Source organism: Phycisphaerae bacterium, from assembly GCA_018003015.1.
In the GTDB taxonomy this organism is placed as follows: domain Bacteria; phylum Planctomycetota; class Phycisphaerae; order UBA1845; family PWPN01; genus JAGNEZ01.
The window spans coordinates 32,173-53,329 of the sequence record JAGNEZ010000004.1 but is presented as its reverse complement, the minus strand read 5'-3'; the positions used below and the strand labels follow the sequence as shown (position 1 = coordinate 53,329).

General features: G+C 63.5%; 16 protein-coding genes. 10 read left to right on the top strand and 6 right to left on the bottom strand.

Features of this window, described 5'->3' with window-relative positions:
• The 5 genes from KA354_02825 to KA354_02805 form a co-directional block, all read left to right on the top strand.
• A partial coding sequence (locus tag KA354_02825; protein MBP7933560.1) for a tandem-95 repeat protein occupies window positions 1-1,638 on the top strand: 1,638 nt, incomplete at its 5' end.
• 432 nt (window positions 1,639-2,070) lie between these two features.
• On the top strand, window positions 2,071-2,964 hold the full coding sequence (locus KA354_02820; protein ID MBP7933559.1) for an efflux RND transporter periplasmic adaptor subunit: 894 nt from the start codon (window positions 2,071-2,073) through the stop codon (window positions 2,962-2,964).
• Window positions 2,948-3,355 (top strand): PilZ domain-containing protein, encoded by a 408-nt coding sequence (locus tag KA354_02815; GenBank protein MBP7933558.1) that lies wholly within the window; start codon window positions 2,948-2,950, stop codon window positions 3,353-3,355. Before KA354_02820 ends, KA354_02815 begins: the two co-directional genes overlap by 17 nt.
• Window positions 3,356-3,389: 34 nt before the next feature.
• A complete protein-coding gene (locus KA354_02810; GenBank protein MBP7933557.1) occupies window positions 3,390-5,264 on the top strand; it encodes an HlyD family efflux transporter periplasmic adaptor subunit in 1,875 nt (624 codons plus the stop codon).
• Window positions 5,255-7,396, top strand: coding sequence for an HlyD family efflux transporter periplasmic adaptor subunit (locus KA354_02805; protein MBP7933556.1), 2,142 nt, complete (start codon window positions 5,255-5,257; stop codon window positions 7,394-7,396). Before KA354_02810 ends, KA354_02805 begins: the two co-directional genes overlap by 10 nt.
• Before the next feature lie 91 nt (window positions 7,397-7,487).
• Here the strand turns inward: KA354_02805 and KA354_02800 are convergent, their stop codons facing one another.
• The 4 genes from KA354_02800 to KA354_02785 are packed head-to-tail and all read right to left on the bottom strand — an operon-like array spanning window position 7,488 to window position 12,578.
• A complete protein-coding gene (locus KA354_02800; protein MBP7933555.1) occupies window positions 7,488-8,606 on the bottom strand; it encodes an ABC transporter permease in 1,119 nt (372 codons plus the stop codon).
• A gap of 8 nt (window positions 8,607-8,614) precedes the next feature.
• Entirely contained in the window at window positions 8,615-9,766 is a 1,152-nt protein-coding gene (locus KA354_02795) for an ABC transporter permease (GenBank protein MBP7933554.1), read from the bottom strand.
• Entirely contained in the window at window positions 9,763-11,526 is a 1,764-nt protein-coding gene (locus KA354_02790; protein MBP7933553.1) for an ABC transporter ATP-binding protein, read from the bottom strand. The genes KA354_02795 and KA354_02790 overlap by 4 nt, the downstream gene beginning before the upstream one ends.
• Window positions 11,523-12,578 carry an efflux RND transporter periplasmic adaptor subunit gene (locus KA354_02785; GenBank protein ID MBP7933552.1) on the bottom strand — a complete coding sequence of 352 codons (1,056 nt, stop codon included), beginning with the start codon at window positions 12,576-12,578 and terminating at the stop codon, window positions 11,523-11,525. The genes KA354_02790 and KA354_02785 overlap by 4 nt, the downstream gene beginning before the upstream one ends.
• A gap of 79 nt (window positions 12,579-12,657) precedes the next feature.
• Here KA354_02785 and KA354_02780 point away from each other — a divergent pair, with 79 nt between their 5' ends.
• The 5 genes from KA354_02780 (at window position 12,658) to KA354_02760 (ending at window position 18,673) form a co-directional block, all read left to right on the top strand.
• Window positions 12,658-13,347 carry a CerR family C-terminal domain-containing protein gene (locus tag KA354_02780; GenBank protein ID MBP7933551.1) on the top strand — a complete coding sequence of 230 codons (690 nt, stop codon included), beginning with the start codon at window positions 12,658-12,660 and terminating at the stop codon, window positions 13,345-13,347.
• A 445-nt stretch (window positions 13,348-13,792) separates the two neighbouring features.
• Complete coding sequence (locus KA354_02775) at window positions 13,793-14,452, top strand: response regulator (GenBank protein ID MBP7933550.1); 660 nt, start codon at window positions 13,793-13,795, stop codon at window positions 14,450-14,452.
• A gap of 505 nt (window positions 14,453-14,957) precedes the next feature.
• Window positions 14,958-16,280 (top strand): hypothetical protein, encoded by a 1,323-nt coding sequence (locus tag KA354_02770; GenBank protein MBP7933549.1) that lies wholly within the window; start codon window positions 14,958-14,960, stop codon window positions 16,278-16,280.
• 192 nt (window positions 16,281-16,472) lie between these two features.
• Window positions 16,473-17,036 (top strand): hypothetical protein, encoded by a 564-nt coding sequence (locus KA354_02765; protein ID MBP7933548.1) that lies wholly within the window; start codon window positions 16,473-16,475, stop codon window positions 17,034-17,036.
• Window positions 17,037-17,188: 152 nt separating this feature from the next.
• On the top strand, window positions 17,189-18,673 hold the full coding sequence (locus KA354_02760) for a hypothetical protein (GenBank protein ID MBP7933547.1): 1,485 nt from the start codon (window positions 17,189-17,191) through the stop codon (window positions 18,671-18,673).
• Window positions 18,674-18,885: 212 nt separating this feature from the next.
• On the opposite strand, the gene KA354_02755 is transcribed toward KA354_02760, so the two are convergent.
• Together KA354_02755 and KA354_02750 are read right to left on the bottom strand one after the other, a co-directional pair.
• The gene (locus tag KA354_02755; GenBank protein ID MBP7933546.1) at window positions 18,886-19,344 is read right to left on the bottom strand and encodes a fibronectin type III domain-containing protein; all 459 of its coding nucleotides are present in this window, start codon (window positions 19,342-19,344) and stop codon (window positions 18,886-18,888) included.
• Entirely contained in the window at window positions 19,263-21,104 is a 1,842-nt protein-coding gene (locus KA354_02750) for a hypothetical protein (protein MBP7933545.1), read from the bottom strand. Before KA354_02750 ends, KA354_02755 begins: the two co-directional genes overlap by 82 nt.
• Between the last annotated feature and the right edge of the window lie 53 nt (window positions 21,105-21,157).

The following is a 21,157-nucleotide window of genomic DNA, read 5'->3' as shown; positions in this document are numbered from 1 at the left end:
ACCGCGACCGCCATGGTCACGGTCACGCCGACGAACGATGCACCGGTCGCCGATTCGGATTCGCACACCGTGGACGAGGATGGGACGCTCAGTGTGGATGCCGCCCAGGGCGTGCTCGCCAACGACATCGACCTGGACGGTGACACCCTGTCGGCCAGCCTCACCCAGGATGCCGAGCACGGCCATGTGGCCTTGAATGCCGACGGCTCGTTCACCTATACACCAGAGGCCAACTTCAGCGGCACCGACACGTTCACCTATCAGGTCAGCGATGGCCAGGGTGGGCAGGCAACCGCGACCGCCATGGTCACGGTCACGCCGACGAACGATGCACCGGTCGCCGATTCGGATTCGCACACCGTGGACGAGGATGGGACGCTCAGTGTGGATGCCGCCCAGGGCGTGCTCGCCAACGACACCGACCTGGACGGTGACACCCTGTCGGCCAGCCTCATCCAGGATGCCGAGCACGGCCATGTGGCCTTGAATGCCGACGGCTCGTTCACCTATACACCAGAGGCCAACTTCAGCGGCACCGACACGTTCACCTATCAGGTCAGCGATGGCCAAGGCGGACAGGCGACGACCAGCGCAATTGTTGCTGTGAACGAGGTCGAGGATCCTGCAGCGGTACCGGAAGCCGAGCCAGACGACTCGCCTGCCCCTGTGCCGCCGCCCGAAACACCGCCCCTTTCCTCGGACGTGACGCAATCCCCCGATGTCCTGGTCCCACCGGTGACAGATGCGGAGCCTCCGGTCGGCTTTATCGAGCCGCAACCTCTGCCGGCCGCGGCATCGCCACTGCCGGTGGCTGATATTCATCAACCGCCTACCATTGAGCTGGCGATACCCCATTCCGCCTCGCCGAGACTATGGCCGACCGACACCGTTGTCCCGGATCCGACCCAAGCGGTGACCTCCACATTGCCTGTCGGCGGGGTGGCACCCCAAGCCATGGCCGGCCCAAACACAGGCACTGACGTCACGACGGGCATGACGGGAATCACCGACCCTCGCGATGAGCGGGTCGACGCTCAGGCCGGTTTCAGGGGAGGGGGCAGAGACGGTTTCGGCCAAGCGGCACTGGCAGATGCGAATCCCCTGGAACCAGCTGAGGCCGCCGATCGCAAGCCGCCTGCTCCTATTCCCGTCAGCGAGACTATGCTATTACACCCGGCCACGATCGGCCGTGAGATGGCCGCAGCCACAGCGGTCACGAGCTTCATCGCCGGCGTCACCACCCCCGACTTGCTGGTGAACATGGATGGGGACCGAAAACTCGGCCAGGGTCTGGATTTGCGGCTTTCCGTACCGGCTCAGAAGGTCGAACCTGCGGATATGCCGAAAGGCTATGCCGAGCGACGTGTAGAGTCCGTGTTCGAGGTGCGCGACGTCCGGGGTCTGACGCCGGCCGCTGCGGGGTCGGCGCCCGACACGCCGGCGGGTGCGCATCCGCGCGACGAGACCGAGGTGGCAGCCGTAACGGGCTCGGCCGCGAGGGGTGGTGAGTCGGATGGCGGCCTGCTAGCCATGCTGTGGGGCATGGTGCATCGATTGGGCAACCTAACGGGAAGTTGGGGCGGTGACGGGTCGTCGGGATCGCAAGAGCGAGTCGGTGGAAGAAGCTCCCGCGAATGAGAGGGCGGCGGGGTCCAGCCGGGTACGCCCGCCTTGGCCTCGCCGCGGGTAGCCCGCCTTAACGGGTCCCGGCAAGTCCAGTAACTCGAGAGCCGTGCGGGAAGAACCCTGGCCGCTGTCACCCCACTCCCAGGTTATCAGACATCGTGCTTCCAGTACCGCTGCACGGTTAGGGCTCAGATTCCTCGCGCCGAAGTTGCCGCCGCAGCATCGCTAACTTCGACCTCACGTATGGTCGATACCAGGACCGGAGCACAACGAGACAGTGTTCCGTGATGTTGGGAAGGCCTTGGCTTGAGGATTAGCGGTACCTTGGACCGACGGAGACAACTCTGCGTACGAGCTGTTCTTGCGCTTTCCGCACCCTGCGCGCTAGCCGTGATCCCGCTGCACCCGTCGGTTCTGGCCGACGAACGAGAGAGGCCGGCGTCAGTGTCGACGGCAAACGGCGCGGCCGATAAACTGCCTGTCGGTTTCACAGCCCCCCTGCGAAAGGCCAGTCTGGCGAGTCTCCAGAAAGGCCGTATCTGCATCATCGCGGCCGAAGAAGGCCATCACGTCCGGAAGGGTGACGTTCTTGTGGGTCTGGACATGGCTGTTCAGAAGGCTCAGACAGAGTGTGCGCGCCTTGATGCCGAGTCCACGCTGAAAATCGACCTTGCTCGAGTCGAGTTCGAATACGCGCAGAGCGAAGTGAATCGGCTCACCAAGTTGAACAAAGAGACCGCGGCATCCGATCGCGAGTTGCGCGAAGCGCAGGCCAGGCTCGATGCGGCGCGCCTCAACCAAGAGATCGCCAAGCACGACCACCTGAAAGCCCAACAGACTTATCAGATCAACAGTGAACTCCTTGCCCAGCGCGAACTGCGGGCGCCGTTCTCCGGCTTCGTCACCGCCAGGCTGAAGGAAGTGGGCGAGAGTGTCGAGGAGCTCGAGTCAGTGATTCGCCTTGAGCAGACCGATACGCTCCTGGTCAATGTGGACTGTCCGCTGGCCTTGGGACGAGCGGCACGCCACGGCCAACGAGCCGAAGTCAAGCCGATCGACTCACGATGGGAAACACGCACGGGCACGGTCAAGTCCGTGGGTCCCGTGGCCGATGCCGGGAGCCAGACGGTGAGGATCCGGCTGGAGGTCCCCAACGAGGACGGAGGCTGGATCGCCGGGCTTATGGTTGCCGTGGACTTCACGACCAAGACCGCGTCGACGGTCAGTACGTCGGCTCCGTCAAGGCTCGCGACGACCTCGCAGCCAGCGGCGGACACGGCGGCTAGGACCGCACGAGGGCGAAGCAGCGAGGCAGGCGAAGATGTTCGAGGCTTTTGAAAACGGACCGGCATCCAAAGACATCACCGACGCCCTGGAGTTCGTCGAGGATCTCGAACGCAACACCGCAGAGGAGGTACGTCGGCAGAGGAGTCACACTCGCTTCCAGATCAGGACGGCGGTAACGCTCCAACCGGGCAACTCGAGCGAGCGGAACAAACACCAGGTAAACGGAATGACCGCGGACATCTCGGAGGGCGGCGGCAAGGTGCTGCTGCCGGAGCCCTGCGGTGTTGGTGACATCTACCTGCTCAGCTTCAACCGACAGGAGCTTGATCTGCCGATCACGTTTGCGCGCTGTGTGCGCTGCAGCCTCATTCGCGAGAACGCCTTCGAGGTGGGTTTCCGTTTCTTCGCGCCTGTCGAGTTGCCGGCAGCGCTGCTCGCCTGACACGGCGAGGGGAGAGCCGGTCGCCAGAATAACCATGAGTACAGACACGCCCACCATCACGACGCCGGGCAATGCTAAGGCAGCACGGTCGAATCTGCACGAGACCATCCTGGCCATAGCAGCGGACTGCGTGTCGCGGCAGGCCTTCTTCTCTGAAGCCCTCAAGTGCATCGCGAGGGAGACGGAAAGCCCGTTTGCAGCGATTTCCATTCAGTTTGCATCGGACATCATCGAGGACCAGCAGCATACGGGCAACACCGACCCCAACTTCTGGCGCCCCATGGTCGAGGACTACCTCACCATCGCCATCGGTTCAGGACAACCCCAGGCGAAACTCCTCAGCGCCCGCCACTCATCGCTCCAGCTCGGCCTGATCGCCGTCCCCGTTCGCGGGGCCGAAGGAACGGTGGTCGGGGGTCTTTCGCTTGTGGCCCGCATGAGCGAGGAGGACGTACGGGTCCGTGTCACCATGATGGAGTCCGCCGCCGCGTTGATGATGCACGCAGCACGTGGAATCGAGAAGGATCGCGTCTCCGGAGCGAGGCGAACCATGGGCCAGAACCGGGCCCTCGCCAAGGCGGCAACGTGCGAGACCCCCGAGGAACTGGCGTTTACGATTGCCAACTCGCTGCGGAACAACCTCGGCTGCGAGCACGTGGCGATCGGCATCGTGCGTCGCCGGCGGGTTCGCATCCTGTCCGTTTCCGGCCAGGACGAGATCCATGGCGACAGTCCCGGAATGCTGGCGATCCAGCAAGCCATGGAGGAATGTCTCGATTTCGGCCGCCCGATCGTCTACCAGGCCCAGCAACCCTTGTCGTCCGAGGGAGAGAGGGTCGGCTTCTGCCTCCACCGGAGTTGGCACCAGGTGGCGAAGAACGCACCAGTCAGCTCCATCCCGCTGAGAATCGAGGATCGTTGCGTTGCGATTCTCAGCATTCAGCACAGGGAATCGGCATCGTTTTCCCCGGAAGTCATTCGACAGATCAGTGAGACGGTCCAACCTTTTGGGGCGGCGTTCCTGCTGCTCCAGAAGGCGAGCCGCAGTCTGCCGAGACATGCGGTCGAAGTCGTTGGGGGCGTGTGCCGTGCCTTGGCGAACCCGAGGCATCACGGCGCCAGGATCGCCCTGGCCGCGGGCGCGGCCCTGGCGTGCTGGTTGGTGCTCGGCACGCTGGAGCACACCGTGTACGTCAACTTCACCGTGCAACCAGGGCAGTTGCGACATGTGAGCTTGCCTTACGATGCCACCCTCGCGGATGTCAGGAAAACGGCCGGCGATCGTGTCGCCAAGGGCGAGATACTGTGCCAGCTGGACGAGCGGGAACTTGGCCTTCAGCGGGCGGAGCGCCTGGCGGAACTCGCGGTAGCCGAGCAGGAGGCCCAGCGGGCCAAGGCGACGAAGACACCGGTGGATGCTCGCCTTGCTGAAACCCAGGTAGAGCTGATTCGCGCGCAGCTTGCGGTCGTCGAAAGCCGGATTGAGCGAGCGACCATCCGGAGTCCAATGGACGGCGTAGTGATCGAGGGTGATCTCAGGACGAAGGTCGGCAGCATCATGTCCCAGGGCGCGCCGCTCTTCCGGATTGCCCCCTTGAAGGGCTGGAAGCTCGAGCTTCGCGTGCCCGAGGCGGCGATTTCGGGTATCCGCCCGGGCTTGTCGGGACGCTACGCCTGCCATGCCCGTCCGGAAACTTCGTACGAATTCCAATTGAGCCGCCTGCAACCCAATGCGGTGGTGCGGGACGGAGAAGTGGCTTTCGTCGCCGAGGCCGAACTCGAAAATGCCCCCGCCTGGGCCCGTCCGGGCATGGAGGGTGTCGCCCGAATCTCCGTCGGCCGGCGTCCGGCATGGTGGGTGATGTTCCACTCGGCAGTTGATTACGTGCGGCTGCGTCTATGGCTGTAGACTCCTCCAATTCGATTCCGAATCTCGCCGCGAGGCTTCGGCAGACGCGTGTGGACCTTCGCCGCGACCTCGAGATCAGTCGGCATGTGTTCCGCGGCGCGCCGTCCTATGTGGTGCGCGATCCGGTGACCGGACAGAGCCACTGTTTCAGCCTTGCCGACTACCGTGTTCTCGTCAGCCTGGACTCGAACCGGCCGCTCGGCAAGATCTTCGAAACCCTGGTCAGCAGCGGTGATCTGCTGGACACCCAGGAGGACCGCTTCTACGAGTTCATCCTCTTCCTTCATCGAGCGAGTTTCCTCAACCTGCCCATCACCGACGGCCGGTCGCTTTATCGCAGGTACAAAGCCCGGCGTTCAGCTAAGCAGCGGGCCAGGGTGTTCAGTTTCGTTTACCTCGATATACCATTCTGGAACCCCGATGCATTCCTTGGCCGGACCCTCCGGCTCGCAAGACCGCTCTTCAGCCGATGGTTCTTTGTCGCTTGGCTCATGCTCGTTGTCGGGGCGGTCTGCACCGGCTTCTCCCGCCGTCACGAGTTACTGGACCCCCTGTCCGGTCTTCTGGCCGCCCAGAATCTGGTGATCATGTGGTTCACGCTCGTCGGCCTGAAGCTGATCCATGAACTCGGTCACGCCTACGCGTGCAAGTACTATGGCCTGCACGTGCCCACGCTCGGCGTGTACCTCGTAGCCGGAGTCCCTTGCGCGTACGTCGATGCTTCCGCATCCTGGAGCCTGACCGACCGGCGCAAGCGAATCGTGATCTGCCTCGCCGGCATGTACTTCGAGACGATCGTCTCGTCGATGGCCATGTTCGTTTGGGCCATGACGCCGCCCGGCCTGCTGAATGCGACTGCGTTCAATGTCATCTTTCTGGCCAGCGCGGCGACGGTCGTGTTCAATATCAACCCGCTCATGCGGTACGACGGGTACTTCGTGCTGTGCGATCTCTGCGAGATCGCCAATCTCGGTCAGCGGGCGAACGAGTACGTGGCCGCCATGCTGAAGAAATGGCTGCTGGGCATTCCTCGGCAGGAGCCAATCCAGGAACGGCGGCTGCGTCTGATCCTCCTGACTTACGGACTGCTGGCCCCCTGTTACCGCGTCCTTGTTCTCATCGCGATCACGACCGTGCTTGCCTCGCGGTTCTTCATGGTCGGCCTGACTCTGGGCGTGGTGTACCTTGGATACATGCTGGCAAGGCTCCTGAAGCAGCTGACGGACTACCTGTGGCGGGCGGAGGAAACGGCGCCGGTGCGCCGGCGTGCCGTCGCACTCAGTGTGGCAGCCATTGTCGGAGCTCCCTGCCTGGCGGCGACCATTCCTGTGAGACTGGCCGTTCAAACATCAGGTGTGGTTTTTGCGGGCGAGGAAACCGTGGTTCGCGCAGAAACGCCCGGCTTTGTTGTGGCCGTCAACGCCCAGAGCGGTCAGGCCGTCACGACCGGCGTCCGCCTTGTCCAGTTCAGCAATGACTCCGTCACAGAGCAGCTTGCGGAAGCTCAAGCCCGCCTGGTGGCAGCCGAGGTGCGACGTGATGCGTACCGCTTGAGCGAACCCGCGAAGGCGATCGAGGAGCAGCAGCGGGTGGCCGCGTACCGGCAGGAAGTTCAAAGGCGAACTCAGCAGGCGGCGGCTCTCGAGGTGTACGCACCAGCCGACGGCCATCTGGTCACATGCCTTCGGCCCACCGACGTGGGCTGCCACATACCGGCAGGCGGCGAGATCGCCACGATCGTCTCCGGGGCCGCCGAGGTTCGTGCATTGGTCAGTGAGGATGATGTGTTCGCCGTCCGTCCACGAGTCGGGCAAATGGTCGAGTGCCGGGTCGCCAGCGAAGCCAACAGGATCATGACCGGCGTCATCGAGCGGGTGAGTGCGGCAGGCGACCGCCGAATAGAGCTGCCCACGCTGACACACGTAGCGGGCGGCGACATCGCCGTCACGGCTGACAGTGGCGAAGCCATGCAACCCTATTTTCTGCTCGTGGTCCGCCTGGCACACGACGACACCCTCACTCTGGGCCATGGGATGACGGCAACGATCTGCCTGCCGGCGCGTCGGGAGTCGATTGGTATTCACCTCTACCGGCGAGTCTCGCGTTTCATCACCACGATCCGCAAGGCCTGAGAGGAGCAGAAGCCTGCAGGCAGGGACCCACCCAAAGGTCATGTGGGGCCAAACCCCCACCGACCGCGGCTCGGGGCTTGGGGTTGGGCCCTCATTCCAGGCGGTGTCGGAACATCAACGCGGCAACCGAGAGCGAAACCACAGCCATCGCCGCCAGCGGCCACAGATTGGGCATCAGCAGGTCAAGTGCCGCACCCTCCAAATACACCCGCTGGGCAATCTGGATGGCATAGCGGAGCGGGTTGAACAGGGTCACGTACTGCAGCACCGTGGGCATGCTGCTGATCGGCGTGGCTAGGCCGGACAGAAGCGTGAATGGCATGACCAGCACGAACGTAAAGAGCATTGCCTGTTGCATGGTGGCGGCAAACGCCGAAATCAGGAGGCCGGCCCCGACGGCCGCGAGCAAGAACAGAATCAAGCCCACGTACAGCGCCGCGAGGGACCCAGCGAATGGAATCCGAAACCACAGTTGGGCGATGAGGAGAATGCTGGTAGCCTGAACCGCCCCGACGATCATCGACGGCAGGGCCTTGCCGGCCATGATCTCAGCGGGCCGGAAAGGGGCTACCAGCAACTGGTCAAAGGTCCCCTGCTCTCGCTCTCGCGCCACGGACATAGCGGTCAGCAGGAGGGTCTGGAGCATGGTCAAGGTCCCGATCAGAGCAGGGATCATGTTCCAGCGGCTCTCGAGGTTGGGGTTGTACCAGGTTCGCGTGGAAACCCGAATCGTCCGGCTGGTCATGCCGTGGGCCGCTCGCCACCGGCTGTTGAATGTCTCGACGATCTCCGAGACATAGCCGAGGGCAATCCCGGCGGTGTTCGAATTTCGCCCGTCCGCCACCACCTGCACATCCACGGGCTGACCCGAATTCAGTTTTCGCTGAAAGCCGGAACCGATCCGGATCACGAGCAGAGCTCGACGTTCGTCAATAGCCCGGTTCACGTCCGCTGCCCGCTGCAGGCTGGCCACTCGGCGAAAGGCCCGCGACCCGTCGAGCGTTGCCAGCAGGTCCCGAGACGCGGGGCTGCGGTCCTGGTCCAGGACGGCACAGGTGACGTCGTTCAGGTCGAAAGTGGCCGCGTAGCCAAACAGGAGACACTGCAGCATCGGCGGCACGAGAATGCTGAACCGGCCGCGAGGATCCTTCAGGACCGCCAGGAGTTCCTTCCGCACAAGGGCCAGAATCCGAAGAACACTCGAGATCATGCCGACCCTCACTGCAGGGATTTGCGCGTAATCCGCCGCGTTAGAGCCAGAAGAACTACCGCCATCACCGCCAGCATGCCCGCGTTGGGCAGGATGACGCTCCAGACGTTCCCAGCCAGAAACAACGTCTGGAGCAGCGCGACATAGTATCGGGCGGGCAAGACGTAGGTGGTCACGCGAACGACCGCGGGCATGCTCTGCAGATCGAAGAGAAAACCCGAGAGCATGGTTGCGGGCATGAACGTCGCCAGCAGCGCGATCTGGCTGGCTACGAACTGACTCTTGAACGCGGATGAGATGAACAGGCCAATGGCCAGTGATACCAGTAGATAGAGCATGGAAACACTGACCAGGACTCCTATCGACCCGCGAAACGGCACGTGAAAGAGCAGGCGGGCCGAGAGTACGCACAGCGCAAGCCCGATCATGCCCAACGCAAAATAGGGAAGAGTCTTGCCAATGATGATCTCCCCGGCCCGGATCGGCGTGACGAACAGGGCTTCGAGTGTTCCCCGCTCCCACTCCCGGGCCATCACCAATGCGGTCAACAGCGCCCCAATCAACGTCATGATGAGGACGATCAGCCCCGGCACCAGGAAGTGGCGGCTCTCGTTGGCCTCGTTGAACCACATCCGGCTCTGAACCTGCACCGGTCCCGCCAGCGAGGTCTTCCCTTCTGCCGCACAACGCACGCCATACTGGCCGACTGCGGCCTGGGCGTAGGCCTGGATGATCCGGGCGCGGTTGGAGTCCGTTCCATGCACCAGGACTTGCACCTCCGCATCGCCCTGAGCCAAATGCCGGGCGAAATCCGGCTCGATCCGGACAATCGCATCCACCTTTCGGGCCACCATGAGATCTCGCGCATGCCGCATGGACGTCACACGCCACACGTCAAACGAGGGTGACAGCTGAAACCGCGCCGCCAGATCGCAGGCCTCTGACGACGTGTCCTCAAGCACCACCGCGAGCGGCACGTGCTCGACGTCCAGCGAAAGGCCATAGCCGAAGAGGAGTATCAGGACGAGCGGCAATACCACGCCGATGGCCACACTGCTGGGGTCCCTGATGCCTTGAAGGCTCTCCTTCCAAATCAGGGCCCCAACCCGGCGGGTCCAGCCCGGCGCCGACGCTCGCAGGTAGCGACGGGCTGAACTCACGTCCCACCTCCCACCGCCATCGACCGCGATTCCTGTACGGTCGCGATGAATGCATCCTCGATGGTGGGCTCCTGCCCCCCGCGCGCCCCGGCGCGATCCCGGACCTGAGCGGGTGTTCCCGAAGCCAGAACGCGACCCGAATCCATGATCACAATCCGGTCGCAGTACTCCGCCTCCTCCATGAAGTGGGTGGTGACGATCACGGTGACGCCCTGCTCGGCAAAGGCCGTGATCCGGCGCCAGAAGTCACGCCTGGCAAGGGGGTCAACTCCGCTGGTTGGCTCGTCAAGAAACAGGATCTCGGGCTCGTGGAGCAGGGCCGCTGCCATGGCCAGCCGTTGCCGGTAGCCCCCGGGCAGCTGGGCGCTGGGCACGTGGGCAAAATCGACCAGTTCAAACTCCCGCAATCCCCAGTCGATCCGCTCCCGACGGCGAGCGCTTCGCAGACCGTACGCGCTGGAGAAGAACTGCAGGTTCTCCAGTACTGACAAGTGTCCATAGAGCGAGAACTTCTGGGCCACATAGCCGATTCGCTCCCGGGCGGACGCTCGCGCCCGCAGCAGATCCACGCCAGCCACCCGCAACCTCCCTCCCGTCGCGGGCAGCAGCCCGCAAAGCATACGAAAGGTCGTGGTCTTGCCCGCGCCGTTGGGACCGAGAAGCCCGAATATCTCGCCGCGGCGCACCTCGAAACTGACGTGGTTGACCGCTGTGAAACCTCCAAATCGGCGAACCAGGTCCCGAGTCTCAACCAGCACCTCTTCGCTCGGCAAGGCCGGCAGATGCTCGATGGCTGCTGCCGGTCCGGCCCACGCCTCCACCCGCGATTCCTGAAGAAGGACCATGAAGCCGTCCTCGAATCGTGCCGGGACAGGCTCGACGGCGGCGCTCACCAGGAGGGAGTCTTCGGCGGCGGCGCCATACCCGTTCTTCACGAACCGCACTCGGCCAGCCTGAGGAACCGCATCGAGAATCGACGCATCCCCCAGTAGCCGTGCCTGCATGGTTCGGGCACTCCATCCTGCCGGGACCTGGGCCAGGAACGTCCGACCTTCGGCCATGGCCCGCACGCAGGCGGGGTGACCGCTGGCCAGCACCCGGCCACGATGCAGCACCACCGTGTGGCCACACCGCTCCGCTTCGTCCAGATAGGATGTGCTCAACAACACCGTGAGACCCTGCCGGCGAACGAGATCGAGAATGATGTGCCAGAGCTCACGGCGAGACAGCGGATCTACTCCCACCGTTGGCTCATCCAGGAGCAACAGTTCCGGCCAGCGAATCAGTGTGCAGGCCAGCCCGAGCTTCTGCTTCATTCCACCCGAGAGCCGTCCGGCGAGGCGGCCGAAAAAGGGACCGAGAGCCGTCATCTCGAGCAGTCTCGGGTACCGCTCTCGCTTCTCATGTTCGGTCACACCGTGCATGGCGGCATACAGCTCGAGGTTCTCCCGCACGGTGAGATCCTCATATAACCCAAATCTCTGGGGCGTGTAGCCAACGCGAGTCTGAACCTGGTGAGGGTCGGCCCCCACGTCAATACCCAGGACCTTCAACTCGCCCGAATCCGCGGTGAGGAGTCCGGCCACCAACCGCAGAAGGGTGGTCTTCCCCGCCCCGTCGGGGCCCACCAGGGCGGTCAGCGCTCCACGCTCGGCAGCCAGGGACACGCCGGTCAGCGCGTGAGTCAGCTCACCGGTCCCTCTCCGGAAGGTCTTTCTGATGTCGCGACCGATCACGAGCGGGACATCGGTAACCGTCACGGCGCGCCTCCCATGCCTCGAGGCGAGGCCTCGATCGTACCTGGCTGGGAGGTCGTTCCGCCCACTGGGCGGACAAGCAGGTGTACGCTGGCGGGCATCCCAAGACGTAACTCGTCACCAGGGTCCTCCACAAAGACTCGGACCTCGTAAACGAGACTGCTCCGGAGCTCCTCGGTCTGCACCGTCTTAGGCGTGAACTCGGCAACCGAGGAAATGAAGCCTACCCATCCCTCGAATTCCCGGCCCGGCCAACTATCCACGCCAACACGAGCCCCCATCCCGGAGGACACGCGCCCAAGATCGGTCTCGGAAACGTAGGCCCGCACCCATTTCGGATCCGTGACGGCCAGAGAAAACACCGGGCGCTGGGGTGAAGCCATTTCCCCGGGCTCCAGAAGCCGCGACCGAACAATCGAATCGACGGGAGCCACCAGTTGTGCGTCAGCGATGCACCGGCGCAGCAACTCGACAGCGGCGTCGGCAGCACGCAGGCGCGCCTCCGCCTCCGCAACCTCTTCCCGGCGGGGACCCGCCACAATCAGCTCCAGTCCCTTCTGAGCGGCCAGGAGCCTTGCCCCAGCCGCATCCAGGGCCACTCTGGCGTCATCCAGTTCCAGCGGCGCCGCGGCGTTCACGCCCACGAGGTTCCTGAGTCGATCATAATGGCGACGCGCATTCACCTCTTCGGCCTTGGCCGCGTCCACGCTGGCCCGAGCCTGCGCGATCTCCTCCGGACGACTCCCGTTGCGAAGACGCTGAACCACCTGGCGCTGGGCGGCCACCTGAGCCTCGGCCTCCTCGAGTTGGGGCTCCAGGCGGGAGGTGTTGAGCCGGGCCAGGACTTGACCCCGCCGGACAACCTCCCCCTCTCTGACCAGAACCGCGGCGATCCGCTCCGCATTGTTGAACGCTAAGTCCACCTGTCGCAGGTCAACGTTGCCGCGAAGCACAATCCTGTCGGAAACGCGTCCGTCGCAGGTCTGCCACCACCACATCGCGGCAGAGCAGGCCGCGGCCAGGACGATCAGTACCAACAGCACCCTGTGTCTCATGCCCAAGTATAAGCCATGAAAATCAGAATTTCAAATTCATATTTGACTTGGAGGCCATGCCTATGCTATACTCCCGGTGATGAGGTCGAGAATCTCTGATCGCGGCCGCCGCCGACAGATCCTGGAGCTCAAAGCCCACGAGCAGGGCACGCGCCGCAGGCTCTTCGAGGCTGCCGGACGAGTGTTCGCGGAGAGAGGTTACGACCGGGCGACCGGCAAAGAGATCTGCAGCCTTGCAGGCACAAACACCGCCGCCGTGAACTACCACTTCGGCGGCATGGAGGCGCTCTATGCCGAGGTCGTCGCGGAAGCCTATCGGCGGTTGATCCGACTCGATGCTCTCTCGGCGGCCGTAGCCGGGCAGACCCACCCTGCCGCCAAACTCCGGGCCGGCATCGAGTTGATCGCTCGGACCCTCACCGTGCAGGGATCTGGCTCGTGGGAATTACGCGTCATCGGACGCGAGATCGTCTCCCCCTCGCCGGTAGTAGACTCGGTTCGCGACCGCGAGATCTTTCCCAAGACCCGAATCCTGGCATCCATCGTCAGTGAGCTGATGGGTCTTCCCCAGGATCATCCGGCGGTGGCTCGTGGGTGCATGAGCGTCGCCGGCCCCATCGTCATGCTCCTGGTCATGGACCGAAGCAGTATGAGGCGGTTGTTTCCCAAGCTCGCCTTTGGCCGAGACCAACTTGAACGCCTGGTCGATCACCTGGTCCAGTTTGCCCTCGCCGGACTCGAATCTGTCGCCGCCACGGCAAACGAATGACCTGTGAGCGTGCCGCGGCCTGGTATCGCTCATCTCCACCACGCGATGCTACCCGCGGCAGGGACCTCCTCTCGGACACCGACCGCGGTGACTTCGCTTCTTTCCCGCGTGAGGCGGCAGACGCGCGGATCCACAAGACAAACCCGATCGACCCCCCACCCGCCCGACGAGGCTAATCCCGCAGGTCAGGACGATTTGAGGGTTCCTGCAAAGCGTGAGGGCAAGACCGACACGGCGGCCAACGATCATCCTGGTGGCCGACAAACACATGACCGTAAGGGGGCATTCTCCCGACACTCACGTCCGCATACTTGCGCCCGTGGTGAGGACACCTGGGGCGGTCTAGAGTTCTTGCGGGAGAGGTTAGCCCGACGGAAGTCGGGAAGCCGCAGGCCGCTGGACTCCCCGAGAGAGCGCGAGCTGTCAACAACGGAGGATGGCTGAAGTGTCGAGATTGCTGATCATTCACCACGACGACGGGATCCGCTCCAGGCTCCAGAGCATGACAGAAAGGCGCCACGATCTGACGACTGCCAAGGAACTGGTGGCTGGCGTCAAAGAGATCGCCCGCCACCGTCCGGATGTCATCATCGTCGGCCAGGATCTGAAGAAACTCGAAGGCACCCGGTTGCTCAAGTACCTCAAAGACAACGAGCTCAAGATCCCGGTGGTCGTGCTGGCGATGCGAGGGGCAGGCAGCCATCAACCCATCGCCATGAAGCTTGGCGCCAAGGCGTTCCTCGAGTTTCCGGTGGACGAGGCTCGCCTGGAAGCGGCCATCGTCGAGGCCCGGAAGACCCACCTGGCCGTCCTGGCGGGCCCGCCGCCGATTGGTGAGGAAGAGCTTCGCGGCAGTCTCTCCGTGATGGAGAGGCAGCTCAATGCCAAGATGAAGTGCTTCGCCGGCCGCAACCAGGTCTACATCCAGTCACGGATCTTGGGTGGTTCGACCAGCAAGCCTCGCATCTGCCTGAAGTGCCGTCTACGAGCCGAGTACGGCCTCAGCAAGGACGTCTACTACGAGTTCATCCGTGCCGTGTGCTGCGGCAATCCCGCCAGGTGCGAAGCCGTGTGCAAGTTCCAGACCGAACGAGAAATCGCCTGAGGCTTGCCCACTGCAGGATCGCCACCGCTCTGACCGCCCTCGTCAAGGCGTTTGCCGACACACCGCAGTCGGCGGATCTTCACCGACCCGCCCCCGCCGGCTGAGTCTGTGCCGTCCAGAGAACCGCGCCCTTCTGCTCGCCAGTTGTTCCTCTTCTTGCGTCAGAGAGAGCAGATGGTACGCTAATCGAGACGGCGACAAACTGGCGGGGGAAGGGCCGTAGAGCACTCTTCTCTTCCGCCCACGGCGTTCTTTCTGCGACCGAGTCTGGGCCAGGAGCAACGGAACGTGCTGCACGCGGCCTGGCGGCATAGCCCGGAGGAGGTCGCTAAGGAAACCGGCGCGCATCGCCATGGGCGATCATGGTTTCACCGTCTTGTCCGGTGAACGACTTTCATGACGACCCACGGGTCCGCCGAGCACGAGGCACCGGCATTCCACACCTGCGGGCCGAAGACTGAACCGAATCCGAGATACCCGGCTACGGCTAGGAGACCCATCTGACATGAGAGCACACGTCACCATTCTCTGTTTTGGAGTGAGCTTGTTTGCCCACTGTGCGGCCGCCCAGACAACGACAGAGGACAAGGCCGTCACCGAGAAGCGTCTCGAAGTCCTCGAGTCCCTCTGGGACAATCTCAACAGGATCTACCCGGCACTGGAATACAAGGGCATCGGCGGCCGCGAATGGCTCGAACCGGCCGAGAATCGCATTCGCCGAGCCCAGAGCGACGCTGAGTTCTACGAAATCCTCCTCGAACAGATGGCCCGCCTCAACGATACGCATACGCGTATCGTCTCCTATTCCGGACAGCCCAAGCTGGCGCCGCCTCCCCTCCAACTCAACCAGGTGGAGGGTCAAGTCGCGGTCATGCGAGCCCATCCCAGCACGGGGCTCTCCCCGGGCGACGTCATCACGGCCATCGGCGGACGGCCCGCGAATCGATGCCTCAGTGACCAGCTCCGATTGGTCTGCAACTCGACGGAACGGGGCCGGATCCGCGAAGCCTGCGAGCGTCTCCTCTGCGGCGAGCCCGGCACGACAGTCCCCGCTACGGTCGAAGGCACCGACGGCGTGCCGCGCGACGTCATCCTCCGCCGCGATCCAGCACCGAAGTTCTGGCAGGAGCCAACCCTGTCCTCACGCGAGTTGGGGGGCTCGGTGGGTTACATTCGTATCGCCCAGTGGCACGGCCAGGTCTCCGGCCGCGGAATCCCCGAAGAGTTCGACCGCCTCCTCGAGCAGTTCAAGAACCTGAAAGGAATCATCATCGACGTCCGCGGCAACGGCGGTGGTGACGACCGACTCGCCGACCAGGTCAACGGCCGTCTGATTGACAAGCCCGTGGTCAGCAGCATCGACTTCTGGCGGAAGGCCGGCACGACCACCTACGAAAGAACGATCGGCTGGGTCCGCCCCCGCGGACCCTGGACCTACCGAGGCCGCGCAGCGGTGCTCATCGACGAAGCTTCCGCCAGCGCCTGCGAGCATTTCGTCTCCGGCATCGAGGCGATGGGCCACATCCTCCTGGTCGGCAGCCCGACCAACGGCGCGGGCGGCGGTCCCACCGGTGTCACGCTCCCTGACGGTACCCAGCTCCGCATCTCCCGCGCCTTGGGCCTCCGGGCCAATGGCGTCGTCTTCGAGGGCCACGGCATCCCTCCACACATCGCCTCCACGCCCACCCTCGATGACCTGCGCACCGGCCGCGACGCCGCTCTTGAAATCGGCAAGGAGTGGATCCTCTCCAACAAGACAGTACCCTCCCGCTCTCAGAGCATCGACAGCAGGCTGCCCGGGCGGGAGCAGACTCCATGCGACGACTGATTTTCAGAATCATCAGCCGTGTCGAGAATCTCCTGCCCAGCCACTCTGCCTGGGGTAGACGGAATCTCAGCGCAATCTGCCTCGCCACGTCCACCGCTACCCGGCGACAGGCAGCGCGGTACAATGGCTCTGGATAATCCGGCGGTGAGGCTGGACCTCGCCGCGCCGAAGAACTCTCAGAAGGAGACTGTGATGAACGCTGCAAGATCCTGGATCAAAGCCGCATGTGTCGCCCTGGCGCCCTTCCTGCTTTCCATCCTCGTCGGCTGCCCGGAGTTCGTCGGAGTCGTCGCGATTCCGATAGAACATCGTTGCTGGGTGGAGTTTGACCGCACCAATACCTTGATGACATGCAGCACATACTCATCAGGAAGCGGAGCTGTGGACCCTCGAGAGGATACGACGATCGATGTAATCGTGTACAGCATCGGGCCGCTGACGGCCGGCGACCTGGCTATCCGGGTGGAACTGGTCGCTGGCGATACGGTCGTACAGGAATACAACATCGTACTCGAGCAGACCGCCTTCGAGCCCCTGCCGGCAGGCGTGAGGCCTATCGAGGGGCTCGACGGAACCGGGCTTGACACGCGGTACGCAGCGAGACTGGTGGTCAACTGTGCGTCATGCAGTCCAACCGATCTGCTGCCCCAAACGTATGCATGGCGTACGACGGCCACGCGAGCCTCGGATGCCCACGTTAGCGGCGTCGTCGTGTATAACTACAGCTTGTACCTGGGACCGATCGTAGCCCCGTAGAGGTCAACAAGACCACAAGCACCTGACGAGTCTCCCTACCGGTTGCCCGCCGCACGGAAAGGTCGGCATGATGAAAGTCGACCGTCGCGTACCCAGTGAGCCGCTTCCCGTTTATCTGGACGAAGTCCAATCAGCACGGAGTCGATTCAAGAATGACCAAGCCAAACTGCCGATTCCGGTTACCGGAGACCGCGGCTGCTTTCCCCGCGCCCGTCATAGCCAGCAGGGCTGCTCATCTGGTCGGCCCGATCACCAACGGCCGCTTGAGCCAGGCGTTCCTCCGGCCGACCGCGGTCTTCCTGTTGTTGCTGTGTATGGCATCGCCGTCGGCCGGCGCCGCCGAGACAGTGGCCCGCACGGAGTACGCTGTCACTGTATCGCGATCGACTTACGACCAGGATGACTGGAAGCCGGTTGTCGAGGCCCTGGTCAGGAAGCACGGCGCGAAGGTGATCATCTACGACCAAGCCGTGGCTGAGTCACTGGAGGAGTTGAGGAGGCGATTCCCGAAGCATACTTGCTTCGTGGCCCGTCCGACCGAGGCAAACCGCCAGTTCGTGGCGGAAGTGCATCGGTTGACACGGCGGCTTGACGACGATTCCTACACCGACACCCGCTGGGGCATCCTGACCGGATACGATGCCGCGAATGCGTTGCGGATCGCCCGATACGACGCCCCCTTGGTCGTCCGCAAAGTCGCCGCAGGCACCGAGGTCGCCCTGGAGTGTTGCGAACAAGGGCTTTGGTACGATGAACTGGTGAAAGGCAAAATGGTCCGCAGGCAACCCGGCGGGAAGGTCGAGCAACTTCGCGGGCCGGATGACACGACCGCGGCTCTGGTCGATACACTCAACGAGTATCAGGCGGATCTCTTTGTCACCTCCGGCCATGCGACCGAGAGAGACTGGCAGATCGGCTTCAGGTATCGCAACGGCCGGTTCCAGTGCGCCAAGGGCAGACTCTACGGGCTCGACACCCAGGGTACGAGGCACCCAATTGACTCGCCCAATACCAAGGTGTACATGCCGGTCGGCAACTGCCTGATGGGTCACGTCGATGGCCTTGACGCGATGGCTCTGGCCTGGTTGAACTCGGCCGGAGTCACGCAAATGCTGGGCTACACCGTATCGACGTGGTACGGCTACGGAGGCTGGGGGTGCTTGGATTACTTCGTGGAACAGCCCGGCCGATACACGTTCTCCGAGGCGTTCTTTGCCAATCAGCACGCCCTGGTGCATCGGCTGGGCGAGCCGGGCACGAGTGCCGAAGACAGACGCGGACTGGAGTTTGACCGCGATGTGGTGGCGTTCTACGGCGATCCGGCATGGCAAGCCCGTATGGCCCCGGGGAAGCTGGCCTATGAGCAGGTTCTGACTGTCGAGAACCAGGTCCACACCCTCGAGATCAGGCCCAATCTCGGGGACAAGAGCTTCGCCGCCGTCAACACAAACGGCTCCCAGCGGGGTGGCCGTCCGTTCGTACACTTTCTCGATCGCCGCATCAAGAACGTGCAGGTCATTGACGGCAAGGATCTGAAGCCGGTGATAACCGATGACTTCATCCTCGTCCCTCGACCTCCACGATGCGACCCGAACCGACCGTACCGAGTCGTCTTCCGTGCCGACTGGATGGAGTAGCCGCTAACCGAGGCAAGTCCATGCCGCGCGCCACAGCCTCCCGGACCACGACGGCGGACAGCAGCCAAAGAAGATGCCGGCTCTGCACTGAAGTCCTCCGCACGGCGCCCACCTTCAGGCGGTGCGGACAGAGAACCACCGCAAGACCAACAGGAGACGCAACTGCCCCATGAGAGACTCACCGAATCGTGGTCGCCATGTGTGGCAAGCTGCTACTGCGCCGTGGCCGAGGCCTGGTTGCTGACCGTACTCTCCGTGTCAATGCCGGCATCAAACACGCCGTTTCCGTTGCAGTCGTTCCATGCGGTCACCACGTAGGTGTAGGCCTGGCGGCTGGTTAATCCGGTATCCTTGTAGGTCAGTGTAGTCTTGGAGACCCCAGCGCGGAACTGGAGCTTGCCGGACTGCACGTAATAGACCCGGTAGCCACCCGTAGGCGCCGGGGCGCCCGCCGCCCAAGTCAACGTGATGCTCTTCTTTCCAGCCTTGGCGAGCAGGTTTTGGGGGACGCCCGGCGTGCCGCACGGCGGCGGCGGCGCGCTGCCCCAGGTCGCCGCGGCCATCACATACGGCTCGGCCATGCCGGTGTTCAGCCAAGCGTTGAGCAGGTTGACGCCCTCGTTGGCCAGGAAAGCATTCTGTCCGGTGTTGGCCAGGTACAGGAACTGCACATACTCCCAGCTCGTCGGTTGGTAGAGGAGCTGGATGGCCGCGTAGGTAGCGCCGGCTGGCGGATTAAGCGCGATCTCGTCCCAGTAGTTGTAGTAGCCACCGGTTCCAGGGTCGCCATACTGCCCTGCCGGCACCGGCAACGCGTTCCGCCTCCGTGCTTCATCGTAGGCAAAGCCGTAAGGCGGAATGCGGTTGTCCATGGCCACGGTGTTGTTGAGGACAAAGTGGAACGTGGCATGGTAGGTGCCAGACGCTTGGTCCGCAGTTGGCCGAGGGTATAGGCAACGGCACCGGTCTGGCGGTCGAAGCTCAAGGGGAGGTCACCAGAGTATCCCAGAGTTACAAGCTGCTCGGCCCACTCCTGCGTCATGCCGTAGTGCGCCTCGTAGATCTTGGTGTTCGGGTCGTCGAGGTTAGAGATGCTCTTGACAGGTGTGCCGTTGACGGATGCGACGACATCGTACTTCCCGTCCTCGCGTAGCAGGATGTTAGCGCTGTCGTACCACTTGACGTTCAGCCACATGCGCCGGCCCTCGGGATAGCCCGAAATCAGCTTGTGGGCGGTCAGGTTGGTGACCTTGAGGGTATCGCCGCTCACGGAAAGCGACGCCGCCAGGCTGAGCTGCTGTTGCGCCCGCACCTTGCCGGCCTGGATGGCCAGCATCTGCAGGCTTGTCAGTCCGCCGCCCAGACGCAGCGTGCCTTGCGAGTTCTGGTACAGGATAACATCCGGCATCCAGTAGTTGCCGCCGGTCATGTCGTGCAGCGGCAGGTCTTGTCGGAGGGGAATCCCGGACTTGTTGGCCCCATAGCCAATCACCGCCCGCATGTGGCAGGTCTGGCAGCTAAAGTAGCGGTCAACCCCGTCCTTGTAGTTGCCTCCAGCGCTGTCGAACGCCGCCTTGATTGCGCCGGCCTTCAGATCAGCGGGCAAGCCGGCGTAGTTGGAAACGAGGGTCATCGAGAGTGCCCCGGCGCTGTACTCGCTGTAGGTGCGCTCCACGACACCGTACTGATAGGGGAAGTTGTTGAACGCGGCCTTGCCGTCTACGGCCGAGCCGGGGACACCGTTGGCGACGACCGAGTCCGCCGTGGGTTGCGTCCCATTGTTGTGGGCCAGGTCGCCCACCGCCGGGTTGGACACGTCGTGGCACGTACCACAGTAGTCCACGTCGCGGTGAAACCTGGACTGCTGGAACTGGTGCTTGGCCGCCGCATCGCTGTAGGGCCCGAGCTTGGCGTTGCCGCCGGAGAGCGACTCCATGCCGCTGCCGTAGTAACCCCAGCCTGCTCCGTCGTTGGCGATGAACGGCGCGACCATCACTCCCAGGTGCTCGGAGTTGTTCGTGTCGGTCATCTTGTGGCAGTTGTCGCACTCCACACCGTCGGCGTCACCTGCCGCCAATCCCGAGCCGTCAGTCGGGACAGACCGGCCAGCGTAATAGCCGCCCGTGCTGTGGCAGCGGATGCAGAGATCACCCGAGCCGTCGAAATCCTGCTCCGCGATCGCCAGCGTCGCCCAGAAAATCGGGTCGCGGCCGGCGTTGGCCATCATGCTGCCGCGCCAATTGAAGGCCGGCTCAACCGCCCGGTTGTAGCCCCCGTGGCAATTGTCGCACTTGTCGGGAGACTCCAGGTTACTCACCTGGTTCGGCTGAGTCCCTGGCTGCACGATGTCATTGGGCACAACCAGAGCCGCATAGACCAGCGGGATTCCGGCCAGCACCAGAAGCGCCGCCCATCGAGAACTCCGTCGCATGGCTGCCTCCTTTGTCCGTTCTGCTATTGTTCGCCAAAGCCTCGTCCGGAGCG